This window comes from Kitasatospora sp. NPDC127035 (assembly GCF_042726075.1).
In the GTDB taxonomy this organism is placed as follows: domain Bacteria; phylum Actinomycetota; class Actinomycetes; order Streptomycetales; family Streptomycetaceae; genus Kitasatospora.
Window position 1 is genome coordinate 46,788 of sequence record NZ_JBHXDN010000021.1, and the last position, 23,798, is coordinate 70,585.

General features: G+C 72.6%; 23 protein-coding genes and 1 pseudogene. 13 read left to right on the forward strand and 11 right to left on the reverse strand.

The features are described from left to right. Positions 1–34 precede the first annotated feature (34 nt). Positions 35–1,204 (forward strand): aminotransferase class V-fold PLP-dependent enzyme, encoded by a 1,170-nt coding sequence (locus tag ACFWIC_RS17100; protein WP_329949776.1) that lies wholly within the window; start codon positions 35–37, stop codon positions 1,202–1,204. Positions 1,205–1,385: 181 nt separating this feature from the next. On the opposite strand, the pseudogene ACFWIC_RS17105 reads toward ACFWIC_RS17100, so the two are convergent. Then, a pseudogene (locus ACFWIC_RS17105) lies at positions 1,386–1,718 on the reverse strand (ArsR/SmtB family transcription factor); the annotation flags it as partial. A gap of 35 nt (positions 1,719–1,753) precedes the next feature. Next, positions 1,754–2,128: a hypothetical protein gene (locus ACFWIC_RS17110; RefSeq protein ID WP_329875033.1), complete on the reverse strand. Its 375-nt coding sequence runs from the start codon at positions 2,126–2,128 to the stop codon at positions 1,754–1,756. A 263-nt stretch (positions 2,129–2,391) separates the two neighbouring features. On the opposite strand from ACFWIC_RS17110, the gene ACFWIC_RS17115 reads away from it, so the two are divergent. Further along, on the forward strand, positions 2,392–5,247 hold the full coding sequence (locus ACFWIC_RS17115) for a DEAD/DEAH box helicase (RefSeq protein ID WP_329949857.1): 2,856 nt from the start codon (positions 2,392–2,394) through the stop codon (positions 5,245–5,247). Between the two features lie 288 nt (positions 5,248–5,535). On the opposite strand, the gene ACFWIC_RS17120 is transcribed toward ACFWIC_RS17115, so the two are convergent. From ACFWIC_RS17120 to ACFWIC_RS17130, 3 genes are read right to left on the reverse strand one after another with little or no spacing between them, the layout of a single operon-like run. Further along, complete coding sequence (locus ACFWIC_RS17120; RefSeq protein ID WP_380519199.1) at positions 5,536–5,802, reverse strand: hypothetical protein; 267 nt, start codon at positions 5,800–5,802, stop codon at positions 5,536–5,538. After that, positions 5,799–6,059, reverse strand: coding sequence for a hypothetical protein (locus ACFWIC_RS17125; protein WP_380519201.1), 261 nt, complete (start codon positions 6,057–6,059; stop codon positions 5,799–5,801). Before ACFWIC_RS17125 ends, ACFWIC_RS17120 begins: the two co-directional genes overlap by 4 nt. Then, complete coding sequence (locus tag ACFWIC_RS17130) at positions 6,056–6,421, reverse strand: ATP-binding protein (protein WP_380519203.1); 366 nt, start codon at positions 6,419–6,421, stop codon at positions 6,056–6,058. The genes ACFWIC_RS17125 and ACFWIC_RS17130 overlap by 4 nt, the downstream gene beginning before the upstream one ends. A 310-nt stretch (positions 6,422–6,731) precedes the next feature. Here ACFWIC_RS17130 and ACFWIC_RS17135 point away from each other — a divergent pair, with 310 nt between their 5' ends. Together ACFWIC_RS17135 and ACFWIC_RS17140 are read left to right on the forward strand one after the other, a co-directional pair. Then, the gene (locus tag ACFWIC_RS17135) at positions 6,732–7,592 is read left to right on the forward strand and encodes a helix-turn-helix domain-containing protein (RefSeq protein WP_380519205.1); all 861 of its coding nucleotides are present in this window, start codon (positions 6,732–6,734) and stop codon (positions 7,590–7,592) included. An 11-nt stretch (positions 7,593–7,603) separates the two neighbouring features. Next, positions 7,604–7,795 (forward strand): DUF397 domain-containing protein, encoded by a 192-nt coding sequence (locus ACFWIC_RS17140; RefSeq protein ID WP_380519207.1) that lies wholly within the window; start codon positions 7,604–7,606, stop codon positions 7,793–7,795. Positions 7,796–8,443: 648 nt separating this feature from the next. Here the strand turns inward: ACFWIC_RS17140 and ACFWIC_RS17145 are convergent. The 5 genes from ACFWIC_RS17145 to ACFWIC_RS17165 form a co-directional block, all read right to left on the reverse strand. Continuing rightward, the gene (locus ACFWIC_RS17145) at positions 8,444–8,875 is read right to left on the reverse strand and encodes a hypothetical protein (RefSeq protein WP_380519209.1); all 432 of its coding nucleotides are present in this window, start codon (positions 8,873–8,875) and stop codon (positions 8,444–8,446) included. 23 nt (positions 8,876–8,898) lie between these two features. Further along, positions 8,899–9,282, reverse strand: a complete 384-nt coding sequence (locus ACFWIC_RS17150; protein WP_380519211.1) for a DUF6973 domain-containing protein — start codon at positions 9,280–9,282, stop codon at positions 8,899–8,901. Positions 9,283–9,536: 254 nt separating this feature from the next. Continuing rightward, positions 9,537–10,229 carry a hypothetical protein gene (locus tag ACFWIC_RS17155; RefSeq protein WP_380519213.1) on the reverse strand — a complete coding sequence of 231 codons (693 nt, stop codon included), beginning with the start codon at positions 10,227–10,229 and terminating at the stop codon, positions 9,537–9,539. Between the two features lie 66 nt (positions 10,230–10,295). Further along, the gene (locus tag ACFWIC_RS17160; protein WP_329949781.1) at positions 10,296–11,231 is read right to left on the reverse strand and encodes a 5'-3' exonuclease; all 936 of its coding nucleotides are present in this window, start codon (positions 11,229–11,231) and stop codon (positions 10,296–10,298) included. A gap of 117 nt (positions 11,232–11,348) precedes the next feature. Beyond that, the gene (locus tag ACFWIC_RS17165; protein ID WP_329949782.1) at positions 11,349–12,398 is read right to left on the reverse strand and encodes a cation diffusion facilitator family transporter; all 1,050 of its coding nucleotides are present in this window, start codon (positions 12,396–12,398) and stop codon (positions 11,349–11,351) included. A gap of 174 nt (positions 12,399–12,572) precedes the next feature. Between ACFWIC_RS17165 and chrA the strand changes: the two genes are divergently transcribed. From chrA to ACFWIC_RS17200, 7 genes are all read left to right on the forward strand, one after another. Next, entirely contained in the window at positions 12,573–13,745 is a 1,173-nt protein-coding gene (gene chrA, locus ACFWIC_RS17170; RefSeq protein ID WP_380519215.1) for a chromate efflux transporter, read from the forward strand. Positions 13,746–13,822: 77 nt separating this feature from the next. After that, positions 13,823–14,776, forward strand: a complete 954-nt coding sequence (locus tag ACFWIC_RS17175) for an acyl-ACP desaturase (protein ID WP_380519217.1) — start codon at positions 13,823–13,825, stop codon at positions 14,774–14,776. A gap of 168 nt (positions 14,777–14,944) precedes the next feature. Then, a complete protein-coding gene (locus tag ACFWIC_RS17180) occupies positions 14,945–15,850 on the forward strand; it encodes a class I SAM-dependent methyltransferase (protein ID WP_380519219.1) in 906 nt (301 codons plus the stop codon). A gap of 7 nt (positions 15,851–15,857) precedes the next feature. Then, entirely contained in the window at positions 15,858–17,396 is a 1,539-nt protein-coding gene (locus tag ACFWIC_RS17185) for an MFS transporter (RefSeq protein ID WP_380519221.1), read from the forward strand. Then, positions 17,393–17,749 (forward strand): phosphopantetheine-binding protein, encoded by a 357-nt coding sequence (locus ACFWIC_RS17190; RefSeq protein ID WP_329949787.1) that lies wholly within the window; start codon positions 17,393–17,395, stop codon positions 17,747–17,749. The genes ACFWIC_RS17185 and ACFWIC_RS17190 overlap by 4 nt, the downstream gene beginning before the upstream one ends. After that, positions 17,746–18,984, forward strand: a complete 1,239-nt coding sequence (locus tag ACFWIC_RS17195; RefSeq protein ID WP_329949788.1) for a beta-ketoacyl-[acyl-carrier-protein] synthase family protein — start codon at positions 17,746–17,748, stop codon at positions 18,982–18,984. The genes ACFWIC_RS17190 and ACFWIC_RS17195 overlap by 4 nt, the downstream gene beginning before the upstream one ends. A gap of 34 nt (positions 18,985–19,018) precedes the next feature. Continuing rightward, positions 19,019–19,882 (forward strand): GDSL-type esterase/lipase family protein, encoded by an 864-nt coding sequence (locus ACFWIC_RS17200; RefSeq protein WP_380519223.1) that lies wholly within the window; start codon positions 19,019–19,021, stop codon positions 19,880–19,882. Positions 19,883–19,968: 86 nt separating this feature from the next. Here the strand turns inward: ACFWIC_RS17200 and ACFWIC_RS17205 are convergent, their stop codons facing one another. Further along, entirely contained in the window at positions 19,969–20,736 is a 768-nt protein-coding gene (locus tag ACFWIC_RS17205; protein WP_380519225.1) for a gamma-glutamyl-gamma-aminobutyrate hydrolase family protein, read from the reverse strand. 156 nt (positions 20,737–20,892) lie between these two features. Between ACFWIC_RS17205 and ACFWIC_RS17210 the strand changes: the two genes are divergently transcribed. Both ACFWIC_RS17210 and ACFWIC_RS17215 read left to right on the forward strand, forming a co-directional pair. Next, complete coding sequence (locus ACFWIC_RS17210) at positions 20,893–22,365, forward strand: glutamine synthetase family protein (protein ID WP_380364301.1); 1,473 nt, start codon at positions 20,893–20,895, stop codon at positions 22,363–22,365. Beyond that, complete coding sequence (locus ACFWIC_RS17215; protein ID WP_380364299.1) at positions 22,362–23,792, forward strand: aldehyde dehydrogenase family protein; 1,431 nt, start codon at positions 22,362–22,364, stop codon at positions 23,790–23,792. Before ACFWIC_RS17210 ends, ACFWIC_RS17215 begins: the two co-directional genes overlap by 4 nt. The last annotated feature ends 6 nt before the right edge of the window (positions 23,793–23,798 follow it).

Genomic DNA, 23,798 nt, shown 5'->3' on the forward strand with positions numbered 1-23,798 from the left:
CACCACATTAATGCGTATATCAGGAGGAGACGCAGTGACCGATCATTCGCGGACCGTCGGACCCCCCGAGCCGCTGGCCGGAACGGACGAGCTGTTCTCACTGGACCGGGCGGTGCTCCACCTCAACCACGGCTCCTTCGGCTCCGTGCCCGTCCCGGTCCAGCGGATCCAGCGGCGGTTCCACGAGGAGCAGGAGGCCGACCCGGACGGCTTCTACGCCGACCTGCCCGAGCGGGTCGCCGCCGCCCGCACCCGGATCGCCGCCGCCCTGGGCACCGACGCGGACCGGCTCGCCCTCGTCCCCAACGCGACCGACGCGATCGCCGTCACCCTCGCGTGCGTGCCGCTCGCCCCCGGGGACCAGATCCTGGTCACCGACCACGGCTACGGCACGGTCACCCAGGCCGTCCGGCGGCGCGCCGAGGAGACCGGCGCGGAGCTGCGCACCGTCACCCTGCCGCTGGACACCCCGGACGGCGTCGCCGTCAGGGAGACGGTCCTGGCCGAGGTCACCGACCGCACGGTGCTCGCCGTGCTCGACGGCATCACCTCGCCCACCGCCCGCCGGATCGCCACCCCGGACCTGCTCGCCGCCCTGCGCGGGCACGGCGTGACCACCGTCGTGGACGCCGCGCACGAGCCCGGCATGCTGCCCGGCCCGGTCCCCGCCGGAGCCGACTTCTGGTTCGGCAACCTGCACAAGTGGGCCTTCGCCCCGCGCGCCACCGGCGCCCTGGTGGTCGGCCCCGAGTGGACCGGCAAGGTCCGCTCGCTCGCCCTCTCCTGGGAGGACTACCGGGGCTTCCCGCACAACGTCGAGTGGCGCGGCACCTACGACTACACGCCGTACCTGGCCGCCCCGGCCGGCCTCGACCTGCTGCACGAACTCGGGGCCGACCGGGTCCGCCGGCACAACGAGCAGCTCGCCGCGTACGGTGCCGCCCTGCTCGCCGAGCGCGCCGGGCTGACCCCGCTGCCGGTCTCGGCCGGTCTGTCGATGCGCGCGCTGCGGCTGCCGCCCGGAGTGGCCGAGACGCTCCCGGAGGCGCAGGAGCTGATGGCCGGGATGTGGCGGCGGCACGCCGTCCGCACGGTGGCGCGCCCGTGGCCGGGCGGCGGGGTGATGCGGGTCAGTGCGCAGGTGTACAACCGGGCGCACGAGTACGAGGTCCTGGCGGCGGGGGTGGCGGAGCTGCTGGGCTGACCGGCCCGTCCGGCGCCGTGGGCGTCGTGGGCTCGGCGGGCGCGGCTCGTGGATTGAGGGCGGTGGGCTCGGCGGACTCGGCCGGTGGTGGCGTTGTCGCCGGGTCCGCCGCCGCCCGGTCCGCTGCCGCTTCGCCGGCCGTCCGGTCCGCCGCCGCGGGCTCCGCCGCCCGGTCCGTGGGCGGGTCCGCGGTGGCGCGGAGTTCGGCGAGCAGCACGCTCTGGTCCGAGATCAGACCCGTGAGGATCCGGCGCGCCGCCCGGAGCAGGTCGGCGACGTCGCCGCCGGCCAGCGCGTACACCACCGTGCTGCCCTCGCGGGTGGCCGTGACGATGCCGGACCGGCGCAGTACCGCGAGCTGCTGGGAGAGGCTGGACGGTTCGACCGCCAGCTCGGCGAGCAGGTCGCGGACGGGCGTCGGTCCGGCCTGCAGCAGCTCCAGTACCCGGATCCGGACGGGATGGCCGAGCATCCGGAAGAACTCGGCCTTGGCCTGGTACAGCGCGACCGCCACAGCGATCCCTCCCTGGTGCCGTCCGTTCCGGTCCCTCAGATCTCCAGCGAGATCTCGATCCGCTTCAGCTGGTGGCGGGCCATCGCCAGGTTGGCGCGGTTGCGGTTGAGCGCGAGGAAGAGGAAGAGCCCCCGGCCGGTCTGCGTGGTGAGCGGGCGGACCAGGTGGTACTGGCTGGTGAGGCTGACCAGGATGTCCTCGATCTCGTTGTCGTGCAGGTTGAGCAGCTCCATCGCCCGCATCTTGGCCCGGACCACGTCGGTGTTCCCGGCCGCGGCGACGTTGAGGTCCAGCTCGCCGCCGTCGCCGAGGGTGCCGAGCGCCATGCCGCTGCCGTAGTCGACCAGGGCGACGCCGATCGCGCCCTCGATCGCCATGGCCTCCTTGAGCGACGTCTCCAGGTTCGCCATCGTCTGTTCCTCCCGTGCGTCCGGTGGATGCGGACGGTGGGTGCCGGCCGCGGCACCGAATGTAGGCAGGCCGGAGGGCCTGCCGCCCGGGATGACCGGAGACGTTCGCAGTCGGTGACTTTCCGATCACTTGAAGACATTTGCAACTATGGATGTGAGAGAGATCTGATCCGACGGCCGGGAAAAACGGTGCTATCGATGTCAGTCCTGCCGGGTAACCTCTCGCTGAGATGCGAGATCACACCAACGACCCCCGGACGGCGATGAACACCCCTGAGCCCGAGCCCTCCGACGACCGGGACCTCAGCCCCGCCGAGGCGTACGCGGCCTTCCGGCAGCGGGCCAAGGAACAGGCCACCGCCCTGTACGGCTTCCAGCAGCTCTACGACTTCCCGCTGGACGACTTCCAGCTGGAGGCCTGCCGCACCCTGGAGGCGGGCGAGGGCGTCCTGGTCGCCGCTCCCACCGGCTCCGGCAAGACCATCGTCGGCGAGTTCGCCGTTCACCTCGCCCTCCAGGGCGGGCGCAAGTGCTTCTACACCACGCCGATCAAGGCCCTGTCGAACCAGAAGTTCGGCGACCTGGTCAAGCGCTACGGCGCCGCCAAGGTCGGCCTGCTCACCGGTGACAACACCGTCAACGGCGACGCCCCGGTCGTGGTGATGACCACCGAGGTGCTCCGCAACATGCTCTACGCGGGCTCCAGCACCCTCGACGGCCTCGGCTACGTGGTGATGGACGAGGTCCACTACCTCGCCGACCGCTTCCGCGGAGCCGTCTGGGAGGAGGTCATCATCCACCTCCCCGAGTCGGTGACCCTGGTCTCCCTCTCCGCCACCGTCTCCAACGCCGAGGAGTTCGGCGACTGGCTCGACACCGTGCGCGGCGGCACCAAGGTGATCGTCTCCGAGACCCGCCCCGTGCCGCTCTGGCAGCACGTGATGGCCGGGAACCGGATGTACGACCTGTTCGCCAACCCGGACCGCGACGGCCGCCCCAAGGACGCGCCGCGCAACCCGGCCAAGGCCGTCAACCCCGAGCTGGTCCGGCTCGCCCGTTCGGAGCTGGACCGCAACCCCCGCGACAAGTTCGGCCGGGGCCGCGGGCGGTCCATGCCCAACGGCCGCCCCGGCAAGATCTGGACCCCTGGCCGGGTCGACGTCATCGACCGGCTCGACGCCGAGGGCCTGCTGCCCGCCATCACCTTCATCTTCAGCCGGGCCGGCTGCGAGGCCGCCGTCCAGCAGTGCCTCTCCTCCGGCCTGCGGCTCAACAAGGAGGGCGACCGCGGCCGGGTCCGCGCCATCGTCGAGGAACGCTGCGCCGACATCCCGGACGAGGACCTGCACGTCCTCGGCTACTTCGAGTGGCTGGACGGGCTGGAGCGCGGCATCGCCGCCCACCACGCCGGGATGCTGCCCCGGTTCAAGGAGGTCGTCGAGGAGCTCTTCGTGAAGGGCCTGGTCAAGGCCGTCTTCGCGACCGAGACCCTGGCGCTCGGCATCAACATGCCCGCCCGCTCGGTGGTCATGGAGAAGCTGGTCAAGTGGAACGGCGAGACCCACGCCGACATCACCCCCGGCGAGTACACCCAGCTCACCGGCCGGGCCGGCCGTCGCGGCATCGACATCGAGGGCCACGCCGTGGTGCTCTGGCAGCGCGGCCTCGACCCGGAGGCGCTCGCCGGCCTGGCCGGCACCCGCACCTACCCGCTGAAGTCCTCGTTCCGGCCGTCCTACAACATGGCCGTCAACCTGGTCTCGCAGTTCGGCCGGCACCGCTCCCGAGAGCTGCTGGAGACGTCCTTCGCGCAGTTCCAGGCCGACCGCTCGGTGGTCGGCATCGCCCGCCAGGTCCAGCGCAACGAGGAGGGCCTGGACGGCTACCGCGAGTCCATGACCTGCCATCTCGGCGACTTCGACGAGTACATGGCGCTGCGCCGCCAGCTCAAGGACCGGGAGAACGAGCTCGCCCGCGAGGGCAGCAGCCAGCGCCGCGCGGCGGCCGTCGAGTCGATCGAGCAGCTCAAGCCGGGCGACGTCATCCACGTCCCCACCGGCAAGTTCGCCGGCCTGGCGCTCGTCCTCGACCCGGGCCTGCCGCCGGTCGTCCGCTCGCCGCGGGGCGGCCCCCGCCACCCCGACTTCCAGGACGGCCCGCGCCCGGTGGTCCTCACCGCCGAGCGGCAGGTCAAGCGGCTCGCCATGATCGACTTCCCGCACCCGGTCGTCGCCATGGACCGGGTGCGCATCCCCAAGTCCTTCAACCCCCGCAGCCCGCAGTCCCGCCGGGACCTCGCCTCCGCGCTGCGCACCAAGGCCGGCCACCTGGAGCCCGAGCGGTTCCGCAAGGGCCGCGCGGCCGCCGCCGACGACCCGGAGATCACCCGGCTCCGCACCGTCCTGCGCCAGCACCCGTGCCACGGCTGCGACCAGCGCGAGGACCACGCCCGCTGGTCCGAGCGCTACCACCGGCTGCACCGGGACACCGAGCTGCTGGAGCGCAAGATGCGCTCCCGCACCCACACCATCGCCCGCACCTTCGACCGGGTCTGCGGGCTGCTCACCGACCTCGGCTACCTCAGCGGGGACACCGTCACCGACGACGGCCGGCGGCTCGGCCGGCTCTACGGCGAACTCGACCTGCTCGCCTCCGAGTGCATCCGCGAGGGCGTCTGGAACGGCCTGGCCGCCGCCGAACTGGCCGCCTGCGCCTCGGCGCTGGTCTACGAGTCCCGCCAGTCCGACGACGCCACCGCCCCCCGGGTGCCCGAGGGCGGGGCCAAGGAGGCGCTCGGCCAGATGGTCCGGATCTGGGGCCACCTCGACGCCCTGGAGGAGCAGCACCGGATCAACACGGCCGAAGGCGTCGGCCAGCGCGAGCCGGACCTCGGCTTCGCCTGGGCCGCCTACCGCTGGGCACTCGGCCACTCGCTCGACCAGGTGCTGCGCGACGCCGACATGCCGGCCGGTGACTTCGTCCGCTGGACCAAGCAACTGATCGACGTGCTCGGCCAGATCCAGGACGCGGCGGGCGAGGACGTCGAGCTGCGCAAGACCGCCCGCAAGGCCGTCGACGGCCTGCGCCGGGGCATCATCGCCTACTCCTCGGTGAGCTGAGCCCGACTCCGCTGCCGTGATGCCGGCCTTCGAGACTCCTCTCGAAGGCCGGCATCGTCCTGTTCCGGGCCCGCACCACCGCGCGCACAGGAAGTCGGCCGGTCCGACTTCCCACTCCACAGCCGCAGGCTGCCGTCACCCAAGGACGCTCGGCCTGGCGGGCAGTGCTCGCGGCGGCCCCCGCACGACCCGAGCGAGGAGCGCCAACCACGACGTCTTCGTCCCGTCACCGCGCGGGGACGGCCGCGTGCCTCGTCGGGTCGATCCGACGAGGCACGCGGTCAACGGCTATTGGGATATGCGGTGGCGGCCACGGCTCCGCCGGTCGGGGGCCGGGTTGGTCTCGGGGCTGAAGTGGTCGGCCTGGCGGGCGATCCAGGCGTACTCGGTGCTGCCGTCGGGAAGGCGGCGCAGTTCCCAGCGGCCGTGGCGGGTGATGGGCGGCGGGGGCGGGGTGTCCTCGATGCGCAAGCTCGTGACCACGCCGACGACGACGGTCGTGATGGCGAGCGCGAGGAGGACGGCCAAGGCGGTGCCGACGAGGAAGCTGCTCATTGGGAGCGGGCGTGCCTCTCGGTGTCGCGGAGGAGGTTCAGGAGGTTCAGGAGGGTCGAGACGGGCGCGTTGCCGAAGTCGACGAGGAGGCGGCCCTCGACGGTGGTGCCGTTGGTGGCGGCCGATCCCCACTGGATGCCGAACGGGCGGCCCGCTTCGTGGAGTTCGCGGAGGAGCGCGGCGACCTCGGACTCGGTGTAGGTGCGGAGGACGGGGTCGTGGGGCGTGAGCGGGGCGGGGTGGTGGTCGTCTCTCACGCGGCGGCGTCCAGTTCGTACCAGACGACCTTGCCGTTCTTGGTGGGGTCGGCGCCGAAGCGGTGGGTGAGGGAGCGGACGAGGTGCAGGCCCCGCCCGGATACCTCGTACGGGTCGGAGGAGATGTGGGGTTCGGGGAGGGTGGGGTTGTCGTCGCAGACGCACACGCGGAGGGTGCGGGAGAGGAGGGTGACGATGACCAGTGGGGCCTGGCATCCGGCGTGTCGCCAGGCGTTGAAGTAGAGCTCGTGGAGTGCGAGTTCGGCGTCGTGAATGGTGTCCGGGTGCCAGCCGGAGGAGGTGAGGGCGCGACGCAGTTCTTTACGGGCGGCGGACCAGTCGGGCGGGTTGAAGGCACGCATAGGAGACCTCCGTGGAGAGAGGCAGGGGACGGGAGGGGGAGAGAGGTCGACGGAGTCGCCGCAGGGCGCGAGGCCGGACCGGGATCCGTGGCTTTTTGAGGCGAATGGACAGCAGTCGCCTACTGTCCAGGCAACAGGCGCTACTGACGATCCATCATGTGATCGACGCAACACTGACAGTAAGCCATTAGGTTCCACGCGTGCAACACGATCTAAGAAGATGGGGTGGCGCAGTCGAGCAGCCTCGCCCTGGCGTGTGGCATCCCGGGCACGCGCAGCGGGAGACTGCTCCGATACGGAAGGACACCCCTTGGCACTCAGGACTCACATCAGCGAGCGGCAACGGCGATTCGGCGCTGAGCTGAGGCGTCTTCGCGAGGGAGCCGGACTGGCGGTCAAAGATGCCGGCGCCCTCGTTGGCATGGGCGGCCCGCAGCTCAGCCACATCGAGGCCGGTCGCACGGGGCTCGATCCAGGCCGGGTCGTCGCGCTACTGGATGCCTATGGTCACACGGATGAGACCTATAGGGCGGTTCTCCAGGAGATGGGGCTGAGTAGCGGGAAGGGCTGGTGGACCGCCTTCAAAGGGTTCGTCCATACCTCGGCGCTCGACCTTGCCGAGTCCGAGTCGACCGCCGCAGCACTGTCCAGCTACGAGACCCTACTGATCCCCGGACTCCTCCAGGTCGCACGCTATAGCGAGATCATCCTCAGCGGAGACCAGAAGAAGGTCGAGTTTCGCCGCACCCGTCAGCAGGCGATAAGCATCGACGGGGCGCTCCCGCTTCATGCCGTCATCCATGAAGCTGCCCTGCGCTCGCGATTCGGCGGCCCCTCGGTCATGCGGGAGCAGCTGGACTATCTGGTCGAGGCGAGCGAACTCCCCCACGTCACCATCCAGATTCTGCCCTTCCGTTGCGCCGAGTACGTGTCCACGGACACGTCTTTCATGATTGTGCATGGTCGGCACCATGACCTGGATACGGTGCTGATGGAGCATCCTGGCGGCTCGTCGTACCTGAGCGATCCGGAACCCGTCATCGCCTATCGTTCGAAGTTCGAGCGCCTCAAGTCCCTCGCTCTCCCGGAACTGGACACGTCCCGCACTCTACGATCCAGAGTCGATCACGACTCCTGGGGACTGATCCAGCACATCCGTTACACGCTCTAAGGAAGGCGCACATGTCACAGCTCGATTGGCAGAAGTCCAGCTTCAGCGGAGATCAGGCCAACTGTGTCGAGGTCCGTGGAGGGGCTGGGCTGGTCGAACTCCGTGAGTCCGACGACGGTGAGGTCATCATCCGCACCACTCCCGATGCCTTCGCCGATCTCCTGCGCGCGATCAAGGCCGGTGAACTCGACCACCACGCGTGACCTTTGCGGCGCCTCGCTCTCCCGGAGCGAGGCGCCGCATGCCCTCCCTGCTGAACCCCCGGGCGAAGGTGAGGCGCGCGCAGGAAGTCGACCGGGTCGACTTCCTGCGCGGGGACATCCGGCGGCGAGGGAGGAATCTCGACTCGGACGGCCGGGACTACGGCTTGACTGAGAGCACGTAGACCTTGACCGATCCGGGGCCCCGGGTAGGTGACCATAATTGACTGGCTGGGACTCTTCATGTCGTCCTCCTTTGCCGGAGCCACCACTCCCTTGACGGGCTGCGAGAACAGATCAGCGGACCATCCGGTCAGTTTGAGGTCGCTGTCGGTGAACTCCTGACCCCGGAGTTCAGCTGGGACTCGCTGACTCCCATCCCGGACAGGAACGCACCTCCCACGAGACAGGCGACGGTCAGTTTGAGTACGGCTCTCATTGGGGCACTCCTTACATCATGGCCGATCCCTCGAGCCTGCCGCAGTCTTCATTGAGCGGGCTTGTCCGGAGAAGCGCCCAGCTCGACCTCCTACGGAGTGGAGCGGTTCCACGTGGGGGCGGAACGCGGAGTCGAGCGTGCCCCGAACCGATATCCCGGGCGGGGCGAGCTCCACGCAGAACCAGGTTCGTCGGCTCGTCGCCGCCGTCGGGCTACTGCCGGACGAAGGGTTCTTGACCAGCCTTGGTGACGGTCAGTTGCAGTCGCTCCGGGCCGTCGTCCTTGTAGTAGACGAAGAACCTCTTGCATGTCAGATCTCCGGCGGTGGAGGTCAAGTCGACCGCTGCGCCGGGGCCGGCGTCACTCAACGTCTCGTGACGCCAGGTTCCAGTGAACGGCACCGCTACGGCGGATTCCTTCCCCTGGCACACGGCTGGGAGCAGGCTCACGTCCCTGAGCGTACCGTCGCCCAGAAACTGAATCGTGCCGATTCTCGACTTCCACGATCCGACGACGGGCGCCTCAGTTTCGCCCCTTGCCTGTGCGCACGAAGCCGCAAACGGCAGCGTGCACACCAGAGAGGCCGCCGCAAGACGAAGCCTGCCGGGGGTGAGCACCTGCCCCGGCCTGAAGGATTTGATCACCTGGACTTCCTTTCGAAGTTGCGCTATTTGAAGTCACTGGGGCGGGCGTAGTCTCCGGTCGCCAGGTACTTCCGTGCCTCGTCGACGATCGTGCTCCTGAGCTGCGCGTCTGAGGCTCCGGGGTTCGCCGAAGCGATCTTCTCACCCAGCTTTCGGCCGTATTCATTGTTCACCAGGTCGGATATGTGGTCGGCATAGTCGTGACCCGCCCTGGCGCCGAAGGCTTCATGGGCGTCTGCCGCCATCTCTGCGTTCTGGCGCCCGTACTTGACCGTGATCATGGCTTGCCAGGTGAAATGGCGAAAGGCATTTGCCTCTTCGGTCTCTTCGCGACCGTACTCCTGCAGTTGGGCCCCTGCGGACCACCCCGTGATCTGCTTTACGTCGTAGCAGTCGAGCGCACCCATGTGGGCGCAGACCATGAGTTCGGACTTCTTGGCCTTACCAGTTGCGATCTCGTCGTATGGCTGTGCGCCCGCGATCTCCTTCTGTCCGGGTTTCGTCTCGTACTTGAAGTTGGTGTTCTTGAGGTAGTTCTTTTCCAGCTGTAAGCCGTAGTTCCTTCGTGCCTACTTCTTCTCGTCCTCAATGCTGCCCGGCACGCTGCCAGCCCATCCCTTGCCCGGCTGGGATCGGCCATGTTGACCGGGTTGTTGTTGCTTTAGACGTCGGCAAGGGAGTTGCGGTCGATGGACAGGGAGTTGGTGCCGTGGTGGTCGGCGAAGTGGTAGGTGAGCTTGGTCGGGCCCTGGCGGACGAGGGTCATGCCGCCAGGGACGGTGTAGTAGCGGGTTCCGGTGGAGGCTCCACTACCGGTGTTGTAGCTGAGTTCGTCCCCGCCACCGAGGTTGACGGTGACCTTGCCGGGGTTGCGGCGGATCAGCTGGTTGCCGTCGGCGTCGTAGACGTAGGTCGTGGTGGCCGAGCCCTGGGTGAGTGAGGCGAGCTTGCCCTCTGCGTCCCAGGTCAGGGCCGCGCCATTGGCCGCGTCGGTCGAATTCCAGGTGGAAGCGCTCCCCTTGGCCTGCCAGCCCGCCGTGTAGACGGCGTAGTTGCCGTCGTCCTGGACGAGTGCGAAGTAGCCGCTGCCGTTGCCGACCCAGGTGTTGGACGACCACAGCGGGACGCGCTGGGGATCGTAGACGACGAAGTTGCCGTCGTCCTGCATGGTGGCCCCCGCACCCGGGTGGCCCTGGGTGCCGGTCGACCAGACCGCTGTTCCGCTGCGCAGTGAGGTGAGGACGAGGTTGCCGTCGCTCTGCATGGTCAGCCGGCCACTGTTGGAGCTCACCGACTCGCCGGACTTGAGGACGGCTCCGGCCTTCAGCTGCTTGCTTCCTCCACGTTGATCCAAAGCTCAAGGGTGCCCGAGAAGGAGAAGGGGCCCGCCGCGAGGTGCGGCGGGCCCCTTCCGGGTGGGTCAGCGGGTGGCGGCCAGGGCCTCCAGCAGGCGGTCCAGGGAGGTGCCGAGGCCCCAGCGGGCCGCGAGGTCCTCCAGGGTCATCGGGTCGAGCGGCTCCGAGGGGAGGGCGGGGTCGAACGCCGGGAGCGGGGCGTCGGTGGCGACCCGCACCACGGTCGGGGCGACGTCCAGGTAGGCGGAGCCCTCGACCAGGTTGCGCCGCCGGGCCGGGGTCAGCCGCGAGCCCACGTCCAGCGCGGCGGCGCGGATGCCGGCCAGGTCGCCGTACTCGTGGATCAGCTGGGCGGCGGTCTTCTCGCCGATGCCCTTGACGCCCGGCAGGCCGTCGCTGGCGTCGCCGCGCAGTGCGGCCATGTCCGCGTACCGGTCGCCGCGCACGCCGTACTTCTCCTGCAGCAGGGCGTCGTCGGTGACCTGGAGGTTGCCCATGCCCTTGACCGGATAGAGCACGGTGATCGCGCGGGCGTCGTCCACCAGCTGGAACAGATCGCGGTCGCCGGTGACGATCTGGACCGGGCCGGTGGCGCCGGCGGTGAGGGTGCCGATCACGTCGTCGGCCTCGTAGCCGGGGGAGCCGACCCGGGCGATGCCGAGCGCGTCCAGGACCTGCTCGATCACCGGGACCTGCGGGGAGAGGTTGTCCGGCACCTCCTCCTCGCCGTTCTCGGCCGCCTCGGCGAGCCGGTGCGTCTTGTAGGAGGGGATCAGGTCCACCCGCCACTGCGGGCGCCAGTCGGCGTCCATGCAGGCGACCAGCTGGTCGGGCCGGTGGTCGTGGACCAGCCGGGCGATGAAGTCCAGCAGGCCCCGGACGGCGTTGACCGGCTCACCCTGCGGCGAGCGCAGGGTGTCCGGTACGCCGAAGAAGGCCCGGAAGTAGAGGCTGGCGGAGTCGAGCAGCATCAGGCGGGGTGCGGTCACGCCTCCGATCATGCCGTACCGGGCGGACAGCCGGCCGGTACCGGTGCGCGCCGGTCGGTGCGCACCGGCGGGAGCCGGCGGCGGGGCTGGTTCGGGGGCGGGTCCGGGCGGGCGGGGTGCCGGACCGGCTCAGTGCTTGTGCGGACCGGCGCGGTGGACGGGGCCGTGCGCGTCCGCGCAGTGCTCGGGGACCGGACCGCCGGGGGTGGTGATCTGGAGCAGTGCGCCCGCCTCGTCCTCGCCGACGTGGTCGACCTGGAGGGTGCTGTGCGAGATCCCGTACTCCTTGGAGAGCTTGCGCTGCAGCTCGCGGCGGACGGCGTGGCAGTCGCCGCCGGGGGTGACGAGGATGTGCGCGGACAGGGCCGGCTGGTTGGAGGTGATCTCCCAGATGTGCAGGTCGTGGATCTCCTCGACCAGCGGCTGGGTGACCAGCCGGTCCGCCACCGCGTCCGGGTCGATGCCGGCCGGGGCGGCTTCGAGGAAGATCCGCCCGGAGTCGCGGACCAGGCCGATGCCGGCCTTGAGCATCAGCGCCACCACGATCAGCGAGGCGATCGAGTCGGCGCGGACGAAGCCGGTGGTCACCACGATCAGGCCGGCGACGGCGGTCGCGATGAACGCGTAGAGGTCGGTGAGCACGTGCTGGAAGGCGCCCTCGACGTTGAGCGAGCTGCGGTTGGCCTTGGACATGCACCAGGTAGCGGCGATGTTCACGACGATCCCGACCAGCGCGGTGACCAGCACCAGCGAGCCGGCCACCTCCGGGGGCTCGAACAGCCGGGTGATCGCCTCGTAGCCGAGCCAGGCGGAGAGGATCAGCAGCGTCACGCCGTTGGCCTGGGCGGAGAGGATCTCCGCGCGCTTGAGCCCGTAGGTGTAGCCGCCCCGGGCCGGGCGGGCGGAGAGCCGCATGGCGATCAGGGCGAGCACGATCGAGGCGGCGTCGGTGAGCATGTGCGCGGCGTCCGAGATCAGCGCCAGCGAGTGGGCGGCGAAGCCGACCACCACCTCCCCGGCCATGAACACCACGATCAGTACGAGTGCGCTGACCAGCCAACGGCGGTCCGCGTCCGCGGCCACGCCGTGCGAGTGGCCGCCGTGGCCGCCGTGGGTGTGGCCGCCGTGCGCCTGCTTGTGGTCATGAGCATGATCATCATAGTGCTCGTGCCCGGCCATCGAAGTCCTCTCCTGGACGTGCGGGGGTGGGGGGAAGGGGGCGCGACTGCCCTGCATCCGAAGTGAACCTCAGATCGAACGAAGATCCAAAGGCTGCATTGGAGACCGTTGTCATTGCCGTGCCGTAACCCCCGTCCGGTATCGTCGCGCCGCCGTCTAACGGGGGAGTCGCACATGGGCGTGACCGGCCGGGTGAGCCTGGGTGAGATAGCCCGGGAGTGGGGACGGATCGGGGTGCTCGGCTTCGGCGGACCGCCCGCACACATTCTGCTGCTGCGGCGGCTCTGCGTGGAGCGGCGCGGATGGCTGACGCCGACCGAGTTCGAGGACGGCATCGCGGCGACCAATCTGCTGCCCGGGCCGGCCTCCACCCAGTTGGCCGTACTCACCGCCGGCCGGCTGCGCGGCACCCCCGGCGCGCTGGTCGGCGGGGTCTGCTTCATCGCGCCGGGACTCGTGCTGATCCTGGTGCTCGCGGCGCTCCTCCTGGCCGGCGACCCGCCGCTCGCGGTGCTCGGCGCGGCGGCCGGTGCCGGCGCGGCCGTTCCGGCGGTCGCCGTGCAGGCCGCGACCTCGCTGGTCCCGGGCAGCTTCGCCCGGGCCGGGCGGGAGCGGGCCGCCCGCACCCGCTGGGCCGGGTACGCGGCGGCGGGCGCGGCGGCCGCGATCGTCACCGGGCCCTGGCTGGTGCTGGTCCTGATCGCGGCGGGGCTGGCCGAGGCGGCGCTGCGCGGACGGCCGGACCGGCTGTCCGGCGACCGGCCGTCCGGCCCGGCCGCCGCGCTGCCGCTGGCCGTCGGGCTGCCCGCGCTCGGCGGACTGGGCGCCGTGGCCTGGGTGGCGTTCAAGGTGGGGGCGCTCTCCTACGGGGGCGGCTTCGTGATCATCCCGTTGATGCGGGACGACGCGGTCAACCGCTACCACTGGATGACGGACGGACAGTTCCTCAACGCCGTCGCCCTCGGCCAGGTCACCCCCGGCCCGGTGGTGCAGACCGTCGCGGTGGTCGGCTACGCGGCCGCCGGGCTCGTCGGTGGGCTGCTGGCGGCGGCGGTCGCCTTCGCGCCGTCGTTCCTCTTCGTGATCGTCGGCGGACGCCACTTCGACCGGCTCCGCGCCGACCGGCGGGTGCAGGACTTCCTCACCGGCGCGGGGCCGGCCGTGATCGGCGCCATCGCCGGATCGGCCGTGCCGCTCGCCGCCGCGCTGGGTCACGTCTGGCAGTGGGGGGTCCTGGCCGGGGCGCTGCTCTGGCTGGTCGCGGCCCGGCGCGGCGTGGTGCTCACCCTGCTGGCCGCCGGAGCGGCCGGCGTGCTGGCGGCGGTCGCCGATCTGCCAGTGGCGTGAACCCTCCCGAGGGGGCTCACCCGACCGGGTGACGCCGGTTTGCGCGCCCCCGTGCGCCTGCGCAACGATCGGCGCCCGTGAAGATCACTACGGCGGAGGCCGTCCACTGGCTCGTCGAACTGGAGCCCATCGCCGCCGATCTGATGAACCGTCACCTCGCAACGGCGCGCGAGTGGTTCCCGCACCAGTACGTGCCGTGGAGCCTCGGGCGGGATTTCGACGGGCCGCTCGACGGTGAACCCTGGCGGGCCGAGCACTCCACGCTCGCCCCGGCCGTCCGCTCCGCCCTGGTGGTCAACCTGCTGACCGAGGACAACCTCCCCGGCTACCACTGGACCATCGCCGCGCAGACCTCCCGCGACGGAGCCTGGGGGGCCTGGCTGCACCACTGGACCGCCGAGGAGGACCGGCACGCCGCCGCCATCCGCGCCTACCTGCACGCCTCCCGCGCCGTCGACCCGATCGCGCTGGAGCGCGCCCGGATGGCCCAGGTCGCCACCGGCACCCTCCCCGAACCGGACGGCGTGCTCGGCCTGGTCGCCTACGCGGCGGTGCAGGAGCTCGCCACCCGGGTCAGCCACCGCAACACCGGCCGGCTCAGCGGCGACCCGGTCTGCGACCGGCTGCTCACCAGGGTCGCCCAGGACGAGAACCTGCACATGGTCTTCTACCGCGAACTGCTGCGGGCCGCCCTGGCGTCGGACCCGGACCAGGTCCTGGTCACCCTCGACGCGACCGTCCGCGGCTTCGCGATGCCCGGCCAGGGCATGCCCGGCTTCGCCCAACTGGCCGGCGAGATCGCCATCGCGGGCGTGTACGACCTGCGGGTCCACCACGACGAGGTGCTCGTCCCGCTGCTCCGCTCGCTCAAGGTCCTCGAACTGACGGGACTCGGCCCCGCCGGCGAGCAGGCGCGCGACCGGCTCGCCGGGTACCTGGAGCACCTCGACGCCAGGGCCTCCCGGTTCGTCGAGCGCCGGGACCGGGCGCTCGACGTCCGGGCCCGGCGCGAGCAGGCCGCCACGGCCTGAAGCGCCCCGCGGCGCCGCCGTCCCGCGGCCCTGCCGCTCCGCACCGCCGTCCCGCGGCGTCCGCCCCGAAGCGCCGCCGACCCGCGTCGCCCTTCCCGGTGCCGCCGACCCGCGTCGCCTCGCGCGGGCCGTCCGGTACCGCCCGCCCGTTCCCCGAACAGGAGAGGTATGACCACCACCACCGTCGGCACCAGCGCCGCCGACATCGAGTTCCACTACGACCTCGGCAATGACTTCTACGCCCTCTGGCTCGACGAGACGCTCAGCTACTCCGCCGCCGTCTGGGACGGCATCGCCCCCGGCGAGCCCGACACCACCGCCCTGCCCCGCGCCCAGCGGGCCAAGCTCGACCTGCACCTCGACCTGGCCGGCGCCGCCTCCGACGCCGGGTTCCGCCTGCTCGACGTCGGCTGCGGCTGGGGCGGCCTGCTCACCCACGCCGTCCTCACCGGCCGGGCCGGCGAGGCCACCGGGCTCACCCTCTCCCGCGCCCAGCACGCCCACGTACGGGGGCTCGCGCTCCCCGGCGTCGACGTCCGGTTGGAGAGCTGGGACGGCCACCGCCCCGAGCGGCCCTACGACGGGATCGTCTCGATCGGTGCCTTCGAGCACTTCGCCACCGCCGACATGGACGCCGCCGGACGGCTCGCCGCCTACCGCGGCTACTTCGAACGCTGCCACGGCTGGCTGCGCCCCGGCGCCCGGATGTCGTTGCAGACCATCGCCTACGACGGCGTGGCCGGCGGCGACGGTCCGGTCGGCTCGTTCGTCGCGGCCGAGGTCTTCCCCGGTGCGGCGCTGCCCCGGCTCGGCGAGATCGTCACCGCCGGGGACCCGTACTTCGCGGTGACCGCCGTCCGGGCCTCCGCCGAGGACTACGCCCGCACCCTGGGCGCCTGGTCCGCCCGGCTGCTGCGGGCCCGCGCCGAGGCGGAGGCACTGGTCGGCCCGGACGGTTTCCGCCGCTACCGCCGCTACCTGCGCGCCTGCGAGGTCACCTTCCTGCGCGGCGCCGCCACGCTCTACCGGATCGGCTTCCGGCGGCGCGACGAACCGCTCCGGCTGCCGGTCTGAGGCCCGGGTGGACCCCTCGAACGGCCCGGTGGCCCGGCCGCGGGCGTGGGCGGCGGTGGCCGTCGTCTGCGCCGCCCTCTTCCTCCTCGGGCTCGACTTCACCGTCCTCAACGTGGCGATCCCGAGCCTGCGGGACGATCTCCGGCCGACTCTGGCCGAGACCCAGTGGATCGTCGACGGTTACGCGCTCGCGCTGGGCGGCTGCGTGCTCGCCGCCGGCGCGCTCGGCGACCGGTACGGCCGGCGGCGGGCCTTCGCGACCGGACTCGCCGTCTGCGCGCTCGCCTCGGCGGCCGGTGCGCTCGTCGACGGCCCGGCCGGACTCGTCGCCGCACGCTGCGCGATGGGCGTCGGCGCGGCACTGTTCATGCCCTCGACGCTCTCCACCGTGGTGCACGTCCTGCCCACGGCGGCCGACCGGCGGCGGGCGATCGGGATCTGGGCGGCGGTGGCCGGCGTCGGCGCGCTGTTCGGTCCGGTGGTCGGCGGCCGGCTGGTCGAACAGCACGGCTGGCAGGCCGCGTTCTGGCTCAACGTCCCCGTGGTGGCGGCGATCCTGGTGGTCACCCCGGTGATCCCCGAGTCGCGCGATCCGGAGGCCCGGCCGCTGGACCGGCTCGGCGCACTGCTCTCCTGCGCCGCTCTGCTCACCCTCGTGTGGGGGATCATCGAGGCGCCCGGACGCGGCTGGACCAGCCCCGAGGTGCTTGCCGCCCTCGCCGCCGCCACGCTGCTGCTCGGCCTCTTCGTGCTGCGCCAACTCCGCTGCGCCGCACCGATGGTGCCGGTCCGGCTGCTGCGCGACGGGCCGGTCTGGCCGGCCACGGTCTGCCTGGCGCTGATGTCCTTCGCGATGTTCGGCGCGATGTTCCTGCTGACCCTCTACCTCCAGCAGGTCCGGGGCCTCTCGGCCTGGCAGGCCGGGCTGCGGATGGTCCCGCTCTCGCTGGGGCTGGCCGTCGGGGCCGTCCTCGGCCCGGTGGTCGCCCGGTACGCCGGCGCGCGCGTCCCGGTCGCGGCCGGGCAACTGCTGATCGCCGCCGGATTCGTTCAACTCGGTCGTCTCGGCGTGGAGTCCGGGGACGCGCCGGTGTTCGTCTTCGAGGCGGTCTCCGGTTTCGGCGCCGGGCTGATGGCGCCGGTCGCCACCGAGCTGGTGATGAGCGCGGTGCCGGCCGCCATGGCCGGGGTCGGATCGGCCCTCAACGACGCCACCCGGCAGGTCGGTTCGACCCTCGGCGTGGCGGTGCTCGGCTCCGTGCTGGCCACCGCCGCGGCCGATGCGGCGACCGGCGACCGTATCGCGTTCACCACCGGGCTCACCGCGGCGGCGCAGGTTGGCGGGGCCGTCGCCGCGGCGGGCGTCCTGCTCGCCTGGTTCCGGCTGCCCGCCCGCCTCCCCGTCCCGCAGCCTGCCGCGCGGCCCGTCCCTCAGGCCGTCCCACAGGCCGTCCCTCAGGCCGTCCTGCCGCCCGTCCTCGCCCCCGAACCGGACCGAACGGCCCGGCCGTTCGCACCGTCCGCCACTGAAAGGAACGTCCCATGAACGACAGCTTCACCGTCCTGCGTGCCTGCCTGGTCGAGGAGTTCGAGGTGCCGGCCGCCCTCGTCACGCCCGAGGCCACGCTGGCCTCGCTGTCGCTCGACAGTCTCGCGCTGGTCGAACTCTCCCTGCTGGTCGAGGAGCGGATCGGCGTCACCGTCCGCGACATCCGGCCGGACTCCACGCTCGGCGAACTGCTCGCCCACGCCGGTGCCGCCCCGGCCGAGGTCGATGGCCCGGGCGCCGTTCCGGTCGCCGGCCGGGGTGCCGCTGCGGGTGCCGCGCCGGGCGCCCTTCCGGCTCCCGGTGCCGCCCCGCTCGTCGGTGTCGATCTGACCGCGGGCGCCGTCAGTTGAGCGCCCACACGGTGGCCGACCGGGCGGTGGCGGTGACCGGGCTCGGCCTGGTCACCCCCGCCGGCTTCGGCGTGGCGGCCGGCTGGGACCACCTGCTCGGCGGAGCGCCGACCGCCCGGCGCGACCCGCTCCTCGCCGGGCTGAACGTCGACTTCTCCTGCCGGGCCGACGGCTTCGACCCGGTCGCCCTGCTCGGCGGCCGGCTGGTCCGGCGGCTCGACCGGTTCGCCCAACTCGCCGTCCTGGCCGCCCGGGAGGCCGTCGCCGACGCCGACCTCGACCCGGCCGACTGGAACCCGGACCGGGTCGGGGTGGTGCTGGGGGTGAGCGCCAGCAGCACGGACACCCACGCGGTCGAGTACGGGCGGCTCGCGGACGGCCGGCCCGGCCTGGTCTCTCCGCTGATGGCACCGCGCTCCATCCCCAACATGGCCGCCGGCGAGGTCGGCCTCGACCTCGGGGCCCGGGGGCCCAACCTGGTCACCAGCACGGCCTGCGCCTCCGGCACCACCGCCCTCGGCGTCGCCTGCGACCTGCTCCGGGCCGGCTCCTGCGACGTGGTGCTGGCCGGCGGCACGGAGAGCGGCCGGGCGCCCATGGTGGCGACCTCCTTCGACCGGCTCGGCGCGCTCTCCCGCCGCCGGCACGACCCGGCCGGGGCCTCCCGGCCCTTCGACGCCGACCGGGACGGCTTCGTGCTCGGCGAGGGCGCGGGCCTCCTGGTGCTGGAACGCGCCGCGGACGCCCGGGCCCGTGGCGTCCGCCCGCGCGCCTACCTGGCCGGCCACGGTTCGACCGCCGACGCCCACCACTTCACCGCGCCCCGCCCGGACGGCGCGGGTCTGGCCCGCGCCGTCCGGATCGCACTCGCCGACGCCGGGCTGGCGCCGCACGAGATCGGCCACGTCAACACGCACGGCACCGGCACCACGCTCAACGACCTGGCCGAGGCCGCCGCCCTGCGGCAGGTCTTCCGCCGGCCGCCCCCGGTCACGGCGGTCAAGAGTGTGATCGGCCACTGCCTGGGCGCGGCGGGCGCGATCGAGGCGGCCGTCACCGTCCTCACCCTCCAGTACGGGCTGATCCCGCCCACCGCCAACCTCGACCGGCTGGACGAGGCGATCGACCTCGACGTGGTCACCAAGATGCCGAGGCGCGTCCAGCTCCAGGCCGCCGTCTCGGTGTCCAGCGGCTTCGGCGGCCAGAACGCGGCCGTCGTCCTGACCTCCGCCTGACACGCCCCCGTCCGCCTGCCCCGGGAGTCCCACCATGCCCGCCCCGACCACCCGCTCCGCCCCGGAAACCCCGTCCGCCCCCGCGGCCCGCCGCCCCCTGCTCCGCGCCCGGCTCGCCGCCTCCCGGCTCTACGGCCGGCTGCTGATGCGCCGCCCGCCCGCCGACTGGTCGGCCCCGCACGCCGACGGCCGCTACGGCCCGGCCGAACCCGCGGACGAGCGGCCGGTCACCCTGCTGATGCTCGGCGACTCCCTCGCCCGGAGCTTCGGCGCCGACCGCCCCGAGGAGACGCTCGGGGCCCGGCTCGCCCAGGCGCTCGGCGACCGGCTGGACCGGCCCGTCGACCTGCGCGTCCTCGCCCGGGTCGGTGCCACCACGACCGGCCTGCGCCGGCAGACCGCCCGGGCGGCGCGCCTGCGGCCCGGGCTCGCGGTGGTGATCGTCGGCGGCAACGACGCCCTCCTCCCGCTGCCGATCGGCCGGTCCGCCCGTCTGTTCGCCGTGCTGCTCGGGCGGCTCCGCGAGACCGGCTGGCAGCCGGTCGTGGTGCCGTGCCCCGACCCCGGCCACGCGCCCGGCTTCCGTGCCCCCGCCCGACTGGTCGGCGGGCACCGTTCCCGGCGCCTCGCCCGCCGGCAGGCCCGCGCCGCCGAGCGCGCCGGGACGCCGCTGGCCCCGTCCTCCGGGCCCGAGTTCCAGGACCGTGCCGAGCTGCTCCTCGCCCCCGACGGCGTCCACCCGAGTTCCCGGGGCTACGCCGAGCACGCCGCCCGCATGCTCCCCGCGCTTCTCGACGCCGCCTCCCGACTGCCCGCCGAGCCGGTGGCCGCCGAGCCGGTACCCGCCGAACCGGTGGCCGCCGTGGCCGCGGGTACCTCGGCGGCGCCCACCGCCTGAGCGCCCACCGAACACGGCCCGGACGTCCGAACGCCCGCACCCCCGTACGGGGCGCGGGCGTCCGGACGCACCGACGGTCCCGCCGGCTACCGCACCTCGACCGCCTCCAGGCCCAGGCCCAGGCCCAGGTCCGGATCCAGTTCCGGCGTCCGCGCCGCCGTCGCCGCCCGGACCAGCGCCTGCATCACCCGGAGGTCGTCCCCCTGCTCGGGGTGCCACTGCACGCCGAGCGTGAATCCCGGTCCCTCCACCGCCTCCACCGTCCCGTCCGGTGCGTGCGCGCCGACCCGCAGGCCCGTGCCGAGCCGGTCCACCGCCTGGTGGTGGAAGGTCGGCACGGTCAGTTCGGGCTCCGGCAGCAGCCCGCCGAGCAGCGTCCCGGGCACCGGCCGCACCACGTGCGTGCCGTACTTGCCGGGGGATCCGGTGTGCACGTCCACCTCGACGACGTCCGGCAGGTGCTGCACCAGCGTGCCCCCGCAGACGACGTTCAGGACCTGCATGCCCCGGCAGATCCCCAGCAGCGGCATGCCCGCCGCGAGCGCCGCCCGCAGCAGCGCGCACTCCCAGACGTCCCGTTCGACGGTGTCCACGTCGGTGAGCGGGTGCGGCTGCTGCCCGTAGTAGGCGGGGTCGATGTCCGGTCCGCCCGCCACGACCAGGGCGTCCAGTCGCGCCAGCACCTCCGGCGCGCGTTCCGGGGCGTCCGGCGGCAGCAGCACCGCGATCCCGCCCGAGTCCTTGACGTACGAGGTGTACCGCTCGGGCACCAGGGCCACCCGGCGGTCCCTCCAGTCGCTCCAACTCGCGTCCACCAGATAGGTGCTGACGCCGACAAAAGGCCTGCGATCCATGGCGGGCATTCTCCTCCCGTGCCGCCCGATACATCGCCAACCACGCATATCGGCGCGCCACACCAGCCCGCCCTCTTCCGCGCCGTCCGTGACAGGCCGTACGGTTCCCTGTGACCACGTGATCTCACAGCGTGATCGACGAGGAGGGTGTCCGCCATGAACGACCACGTCGCCGCGCCAGGCAGCGCCGCCGCTGCGCCGACCGCCCAGCCCGGCGCCACCGGCTCTGCCGGACCCGGCGCCGGGTCCGGCAGAGCCGTGTCGGCCGCGTCGCGCCGTGCCCCGCTGGCCCTGGACGAGCTGCGCGCCCTGGTCGACGCCGGCGAGATCCACACCGTCGCGCTCGCCTTCACCGACATGCAGGGCAGACTCCAGGGCAAGCGCTTCGCCGCCCGGTTCTTCCTCGACGAGGTGGCCGAGAACGGCGCGGAGGCCTGCGACTACCTGCTCGCCGTCGACATCGACCTCAACACGGTGGACGGCTACGCCCTCTCCTCCTGGGAGACCGGCTACGGCGACTTCGCGATGCGCCCCGACCTCGACACCCTCCGGCTCACGCCCTGGCAGCCGGGCACCGCCCAGGTCACCGCCGACCTCGCCCGGCACGGTGGACGTCCGGTCGCCGCGGCGCCCCGCCAGCTGCTGCGCCGCCAGATCGAGCGGCTGGCCGAACAGGGCCTGGCCGCCGACATCGGCACGGAGCTGGAGTTCCTGGTCTTCCGCGACACCTACGAGCAGGCCTGGCAGGGCGGTTACCGCAGCCTGACCCCGGCCAACCTCTACAACGTCGACTACTCGCTGCTCGGCACCGCCCGGGTCGAGCCGCTGCTCTCCCGGATCCGCATCGAGATGGCCGGCGCCGGCCTGGTGGTGGAGTCCGCCAAGGGGGAGTGCAACCTCGGCCAGCACGAGATCGCCTTCCGCTACACGGACGCGCTCACCACCTGCGACCAGCACAGCGTCTACAAGACCGGTGCCAAGGAGATCGCCGCCCAACTGGGCTGCGCGCTCACCTTCATGGCCAAGTACGACGAGCGCGAGGGCAACAGCTGCCACATCCACCTCTCGCTGCGCGACGCCGTCGGCGCCCCGGCCTTCGCCGACCCCGACGGTCGGATGACCGACACCATGCGGCACTTCCTGGCCGGCCAGCTGCTCGCGCTGCGCGAGTTCACCCTGCTGTACGCGCCCAACATCAACTCCTACAAGCGGTACCGGCCGGGTTCGTTCGCCCCGACGGCGGTCGCCTGGGGCCGGGACAACCGCACCTGCGCCTACCGGGTGGTGGGCCGCGGCCCGGGCCTGCGGATGGAGAACCGGGTGCCCGGCGGGGACGTCAACCCGTATCTCGCGGTGGCCGGCATGATCGCGGCCGGCCTGCACGGGGTACAGCAGAAGCTGGAACTGCCCGCGCCCTGCCTGGGCAACGCCTACGCCGTCGAGGACTACGCCCGGGTGCCCGGCTCGCTCCGCGAGGCGGCCGACCTGTGGGGCGCGAGCGAGCTCGCCCGCGCCGCGTTCGGGGACGACGTGGTCGAGCACTACCTGCACATGGCCAGGGTCGAACAGGCCGCCTACGACAGCGCCATCACCGACTGGGAGCGCTACCGATCCTTCGAGCGGATGTGACCACCATCGACACCACCAGTGACACCACCACCGCCACCGCCACCGCCGGCCACGGGTCCGGCGCGGGACCCGCCGTCTCCGTCGTCCTCAACCCCGCCACCGGCGAGACCCTCGCCACCGTCCCGGACACCACCCCGGAGCGGCTGGACGCCGCCGTCCAGCGCGCCGTCAAGGCGCAGCAGGGCTGGGCCGCCCTCGCTCCCGGCGAGCGGGCCCGGCTGCTGCGGCGCTTCGCCGACCAGGTCGAGGTGCACGTCCCCGAACTCGCCGGACTGGAGGTCGCCGAGGCCGGCCACACCGTCGGGACCGCCCACTGGGAGGCGGGCAACGTCCGCGACCTGCTGGAGTACGCGGCCGGGGGAGTGGAGCGGCTGACCGGGCGGCAGATCCCGGTGGCCGGCGGCCTGGACGTCACGTTCCACGAGCCGGTCGGCGTGGTGGGGGTGATCGCGCCGTGGAACTTCCCGATGCCGATCGCCGCCTGGGGCTTCGCCCCCGCCCTCGCCGCCGGGAACGCGGTGCTGCTGAAGCCCGCCGAGGCCACCCCGCTGACCGCACTGCGGCTGGCCGAACTCGCCCTCGCCGCCGGACTGCCCGAGGGCCTGTTCCAGGTGGTCCCGGGTGCGGGCCCGACCACCGGCCGGGCCCTGGTCGACCACCCCGCCGTCCGCAAGATCGTCTTCACCGGTTCGACGGTGGTCGGCAAGGAGGTCGCCGCCCGCTGCGCGGCCCGGGCCAAGCGGGTCACCCTCGAACTCGGCGGCAAGAGCCCCAACATCGTCTTCGCCGACGCCGACCTCGCCGGGGCCGCCGATCCGATGTCCTTCCTCGACAACAGCGGTCAGGACTGCTGCGCCCGCAGCCGGATCCTGGTCCAGCGTGCGGTCTACGACGACTTCCTCGCCCTGCTGCTGCCCGCCGTCGAGGCGGTCCGCACCGGTGACCCGGCCGACCCGGAGACCCAGCTGGGCCCGCTGATCTCGGCCGCGCAGGTCCGCCGGGTGGCGTCGTTCGTCACCCCGGACCTTCCCGTGCTGGCCCGCGGCGCCGTGCCGGACGGCCCCGGCTTCTGGTACCCGCCGACGGTGCTGGCGCCCACCGACCCGGACGCGCCGGCGGTCACCGAGGAGGTCTTCGGTCCGGTCGCCGTCGTGCTGCCCTTCGAGGACGAGGCGGACGCCCTGCGGCTCGCCAACGCCACCCGCTACGGCCTCTCCGGTTCGATCTGGACCCGCGACCTCGGCCGGGCCCTGCGCCTGGCCCGGGGCGTCGCGGCGGGCAACCTCTCCGTCAACTCGCACTCCTCGGTGCGGTACTGGACGCCGTTCGGCGGATTCGGCGAGTCCGGTGTCGGCCGGGAACTCGGGCCCGACGCGCTGACCCACTTCACCGAGACCAAGAACGTCTTCATCCGGACCGAGGAGTAGGAGCAC

Bases quoted from the DNA above. Each gene is read 5' to 3' on its own strand.
- ACFWIC_RS17110 (WP_329875033.1), bottom strand. From the start codon at position 2,128: ATGGCGAACCTGGAGACGTCGCTCAAGGAGGCCATGGCGATCGAGGGC.
- ACFWIC_RS17115 (WP_329949857.1), top strand. From the start codon at position 2,392: ATGAACACCCCTGAGCCCGAGCCCTCCGACGACCGGGACCTCAGCCCC.
- ACFWIC_RS17120 (WP_380519199.1), bottom strand. From the start codon at position 5,802: ATGAGCAGCTTCCTCGTCGGCACCGCCTTGGCCGTCCTCCTCGCGCTC.
- ACFWIC_RS17130 (WP_380519203.1), bottom strand. From the start codon at position 6,421: ATGCGTGCCTTCAACCCGCCCGACTGGTCCGCCGCCCGTAAAGAACTG.
- ACFWIC_RS17140 (WP_380519207.1), top strand. From the start codon at position 7,604: ATGTCACAGCTCGATTGGCAGAAGTCCAGCTTCAGCGGAGATCAGGCC.
- ACFWIC_RS17150 (WP_380519211.1), bottom strand. From the start codon at position 9,282: ATGGGTGCGCTCGACTGCTACGACGTAAAGCAGATCACGGGGTGGTCC.
- ACFWIC_RS17160 (WP_329949781.1), bottom strand. From the start codon at position 11,231: ATGATCGGAGGCGTGACCGCACCCCGCCTGATGCTGCTCGACTCCGCC.
- ACFWIC_RS17165 (WP_329949782.1), bottom strand. From the start codon at position 12,398: ATGGCCGGGCACGAGCACTATGATGATCATGCTCATGACCACAAGCAG.
- chrA (WP_380519215.1), top strand. From the start codon at position 12,573: ATGGGCGTGACCGGCCGGGTGAGCCTGGGTGAGATAGCCCGGGAGTGG.
- ACFWIC_RS17180 (WP_380519219.1), top strand. From the start codon at position 14,945: ATGACCACCACCACCGTCGGCACCAGCGCCGCCGACATCGAGTTCCAC.
- ACFWIC_RS17190 (WP_329949787.1), top strand. From the start codon at position 17,393: ATGAACGACAGCTTCACCGTCCTGCGTGCCTGCCTGGTCGAGGAGTTC.
- ACFWIC_RS17200 (WP_380519223.1), top strand. From the start codon at position 19,019: ATGCCCGCCCCGACCACCCGCTCCGCCCCGGAAACCCCGTCCGCCCCC.
- ACFWIC_RS17205 (WP_380519225.1), bottom strand. From the start codon at position 20,736: ATGGATCGCAGGCCTTTTGTCGGCGTCAGCACCTATCTGGTGGACGCG.
- ACFWIC_RS17210 (WP_380364301.1), top strand. From the start codon at position 20,893: ATGAACGACCACGTCGCCGCGCCAGGCAGCGCCGCCGCTGCGCCGACC.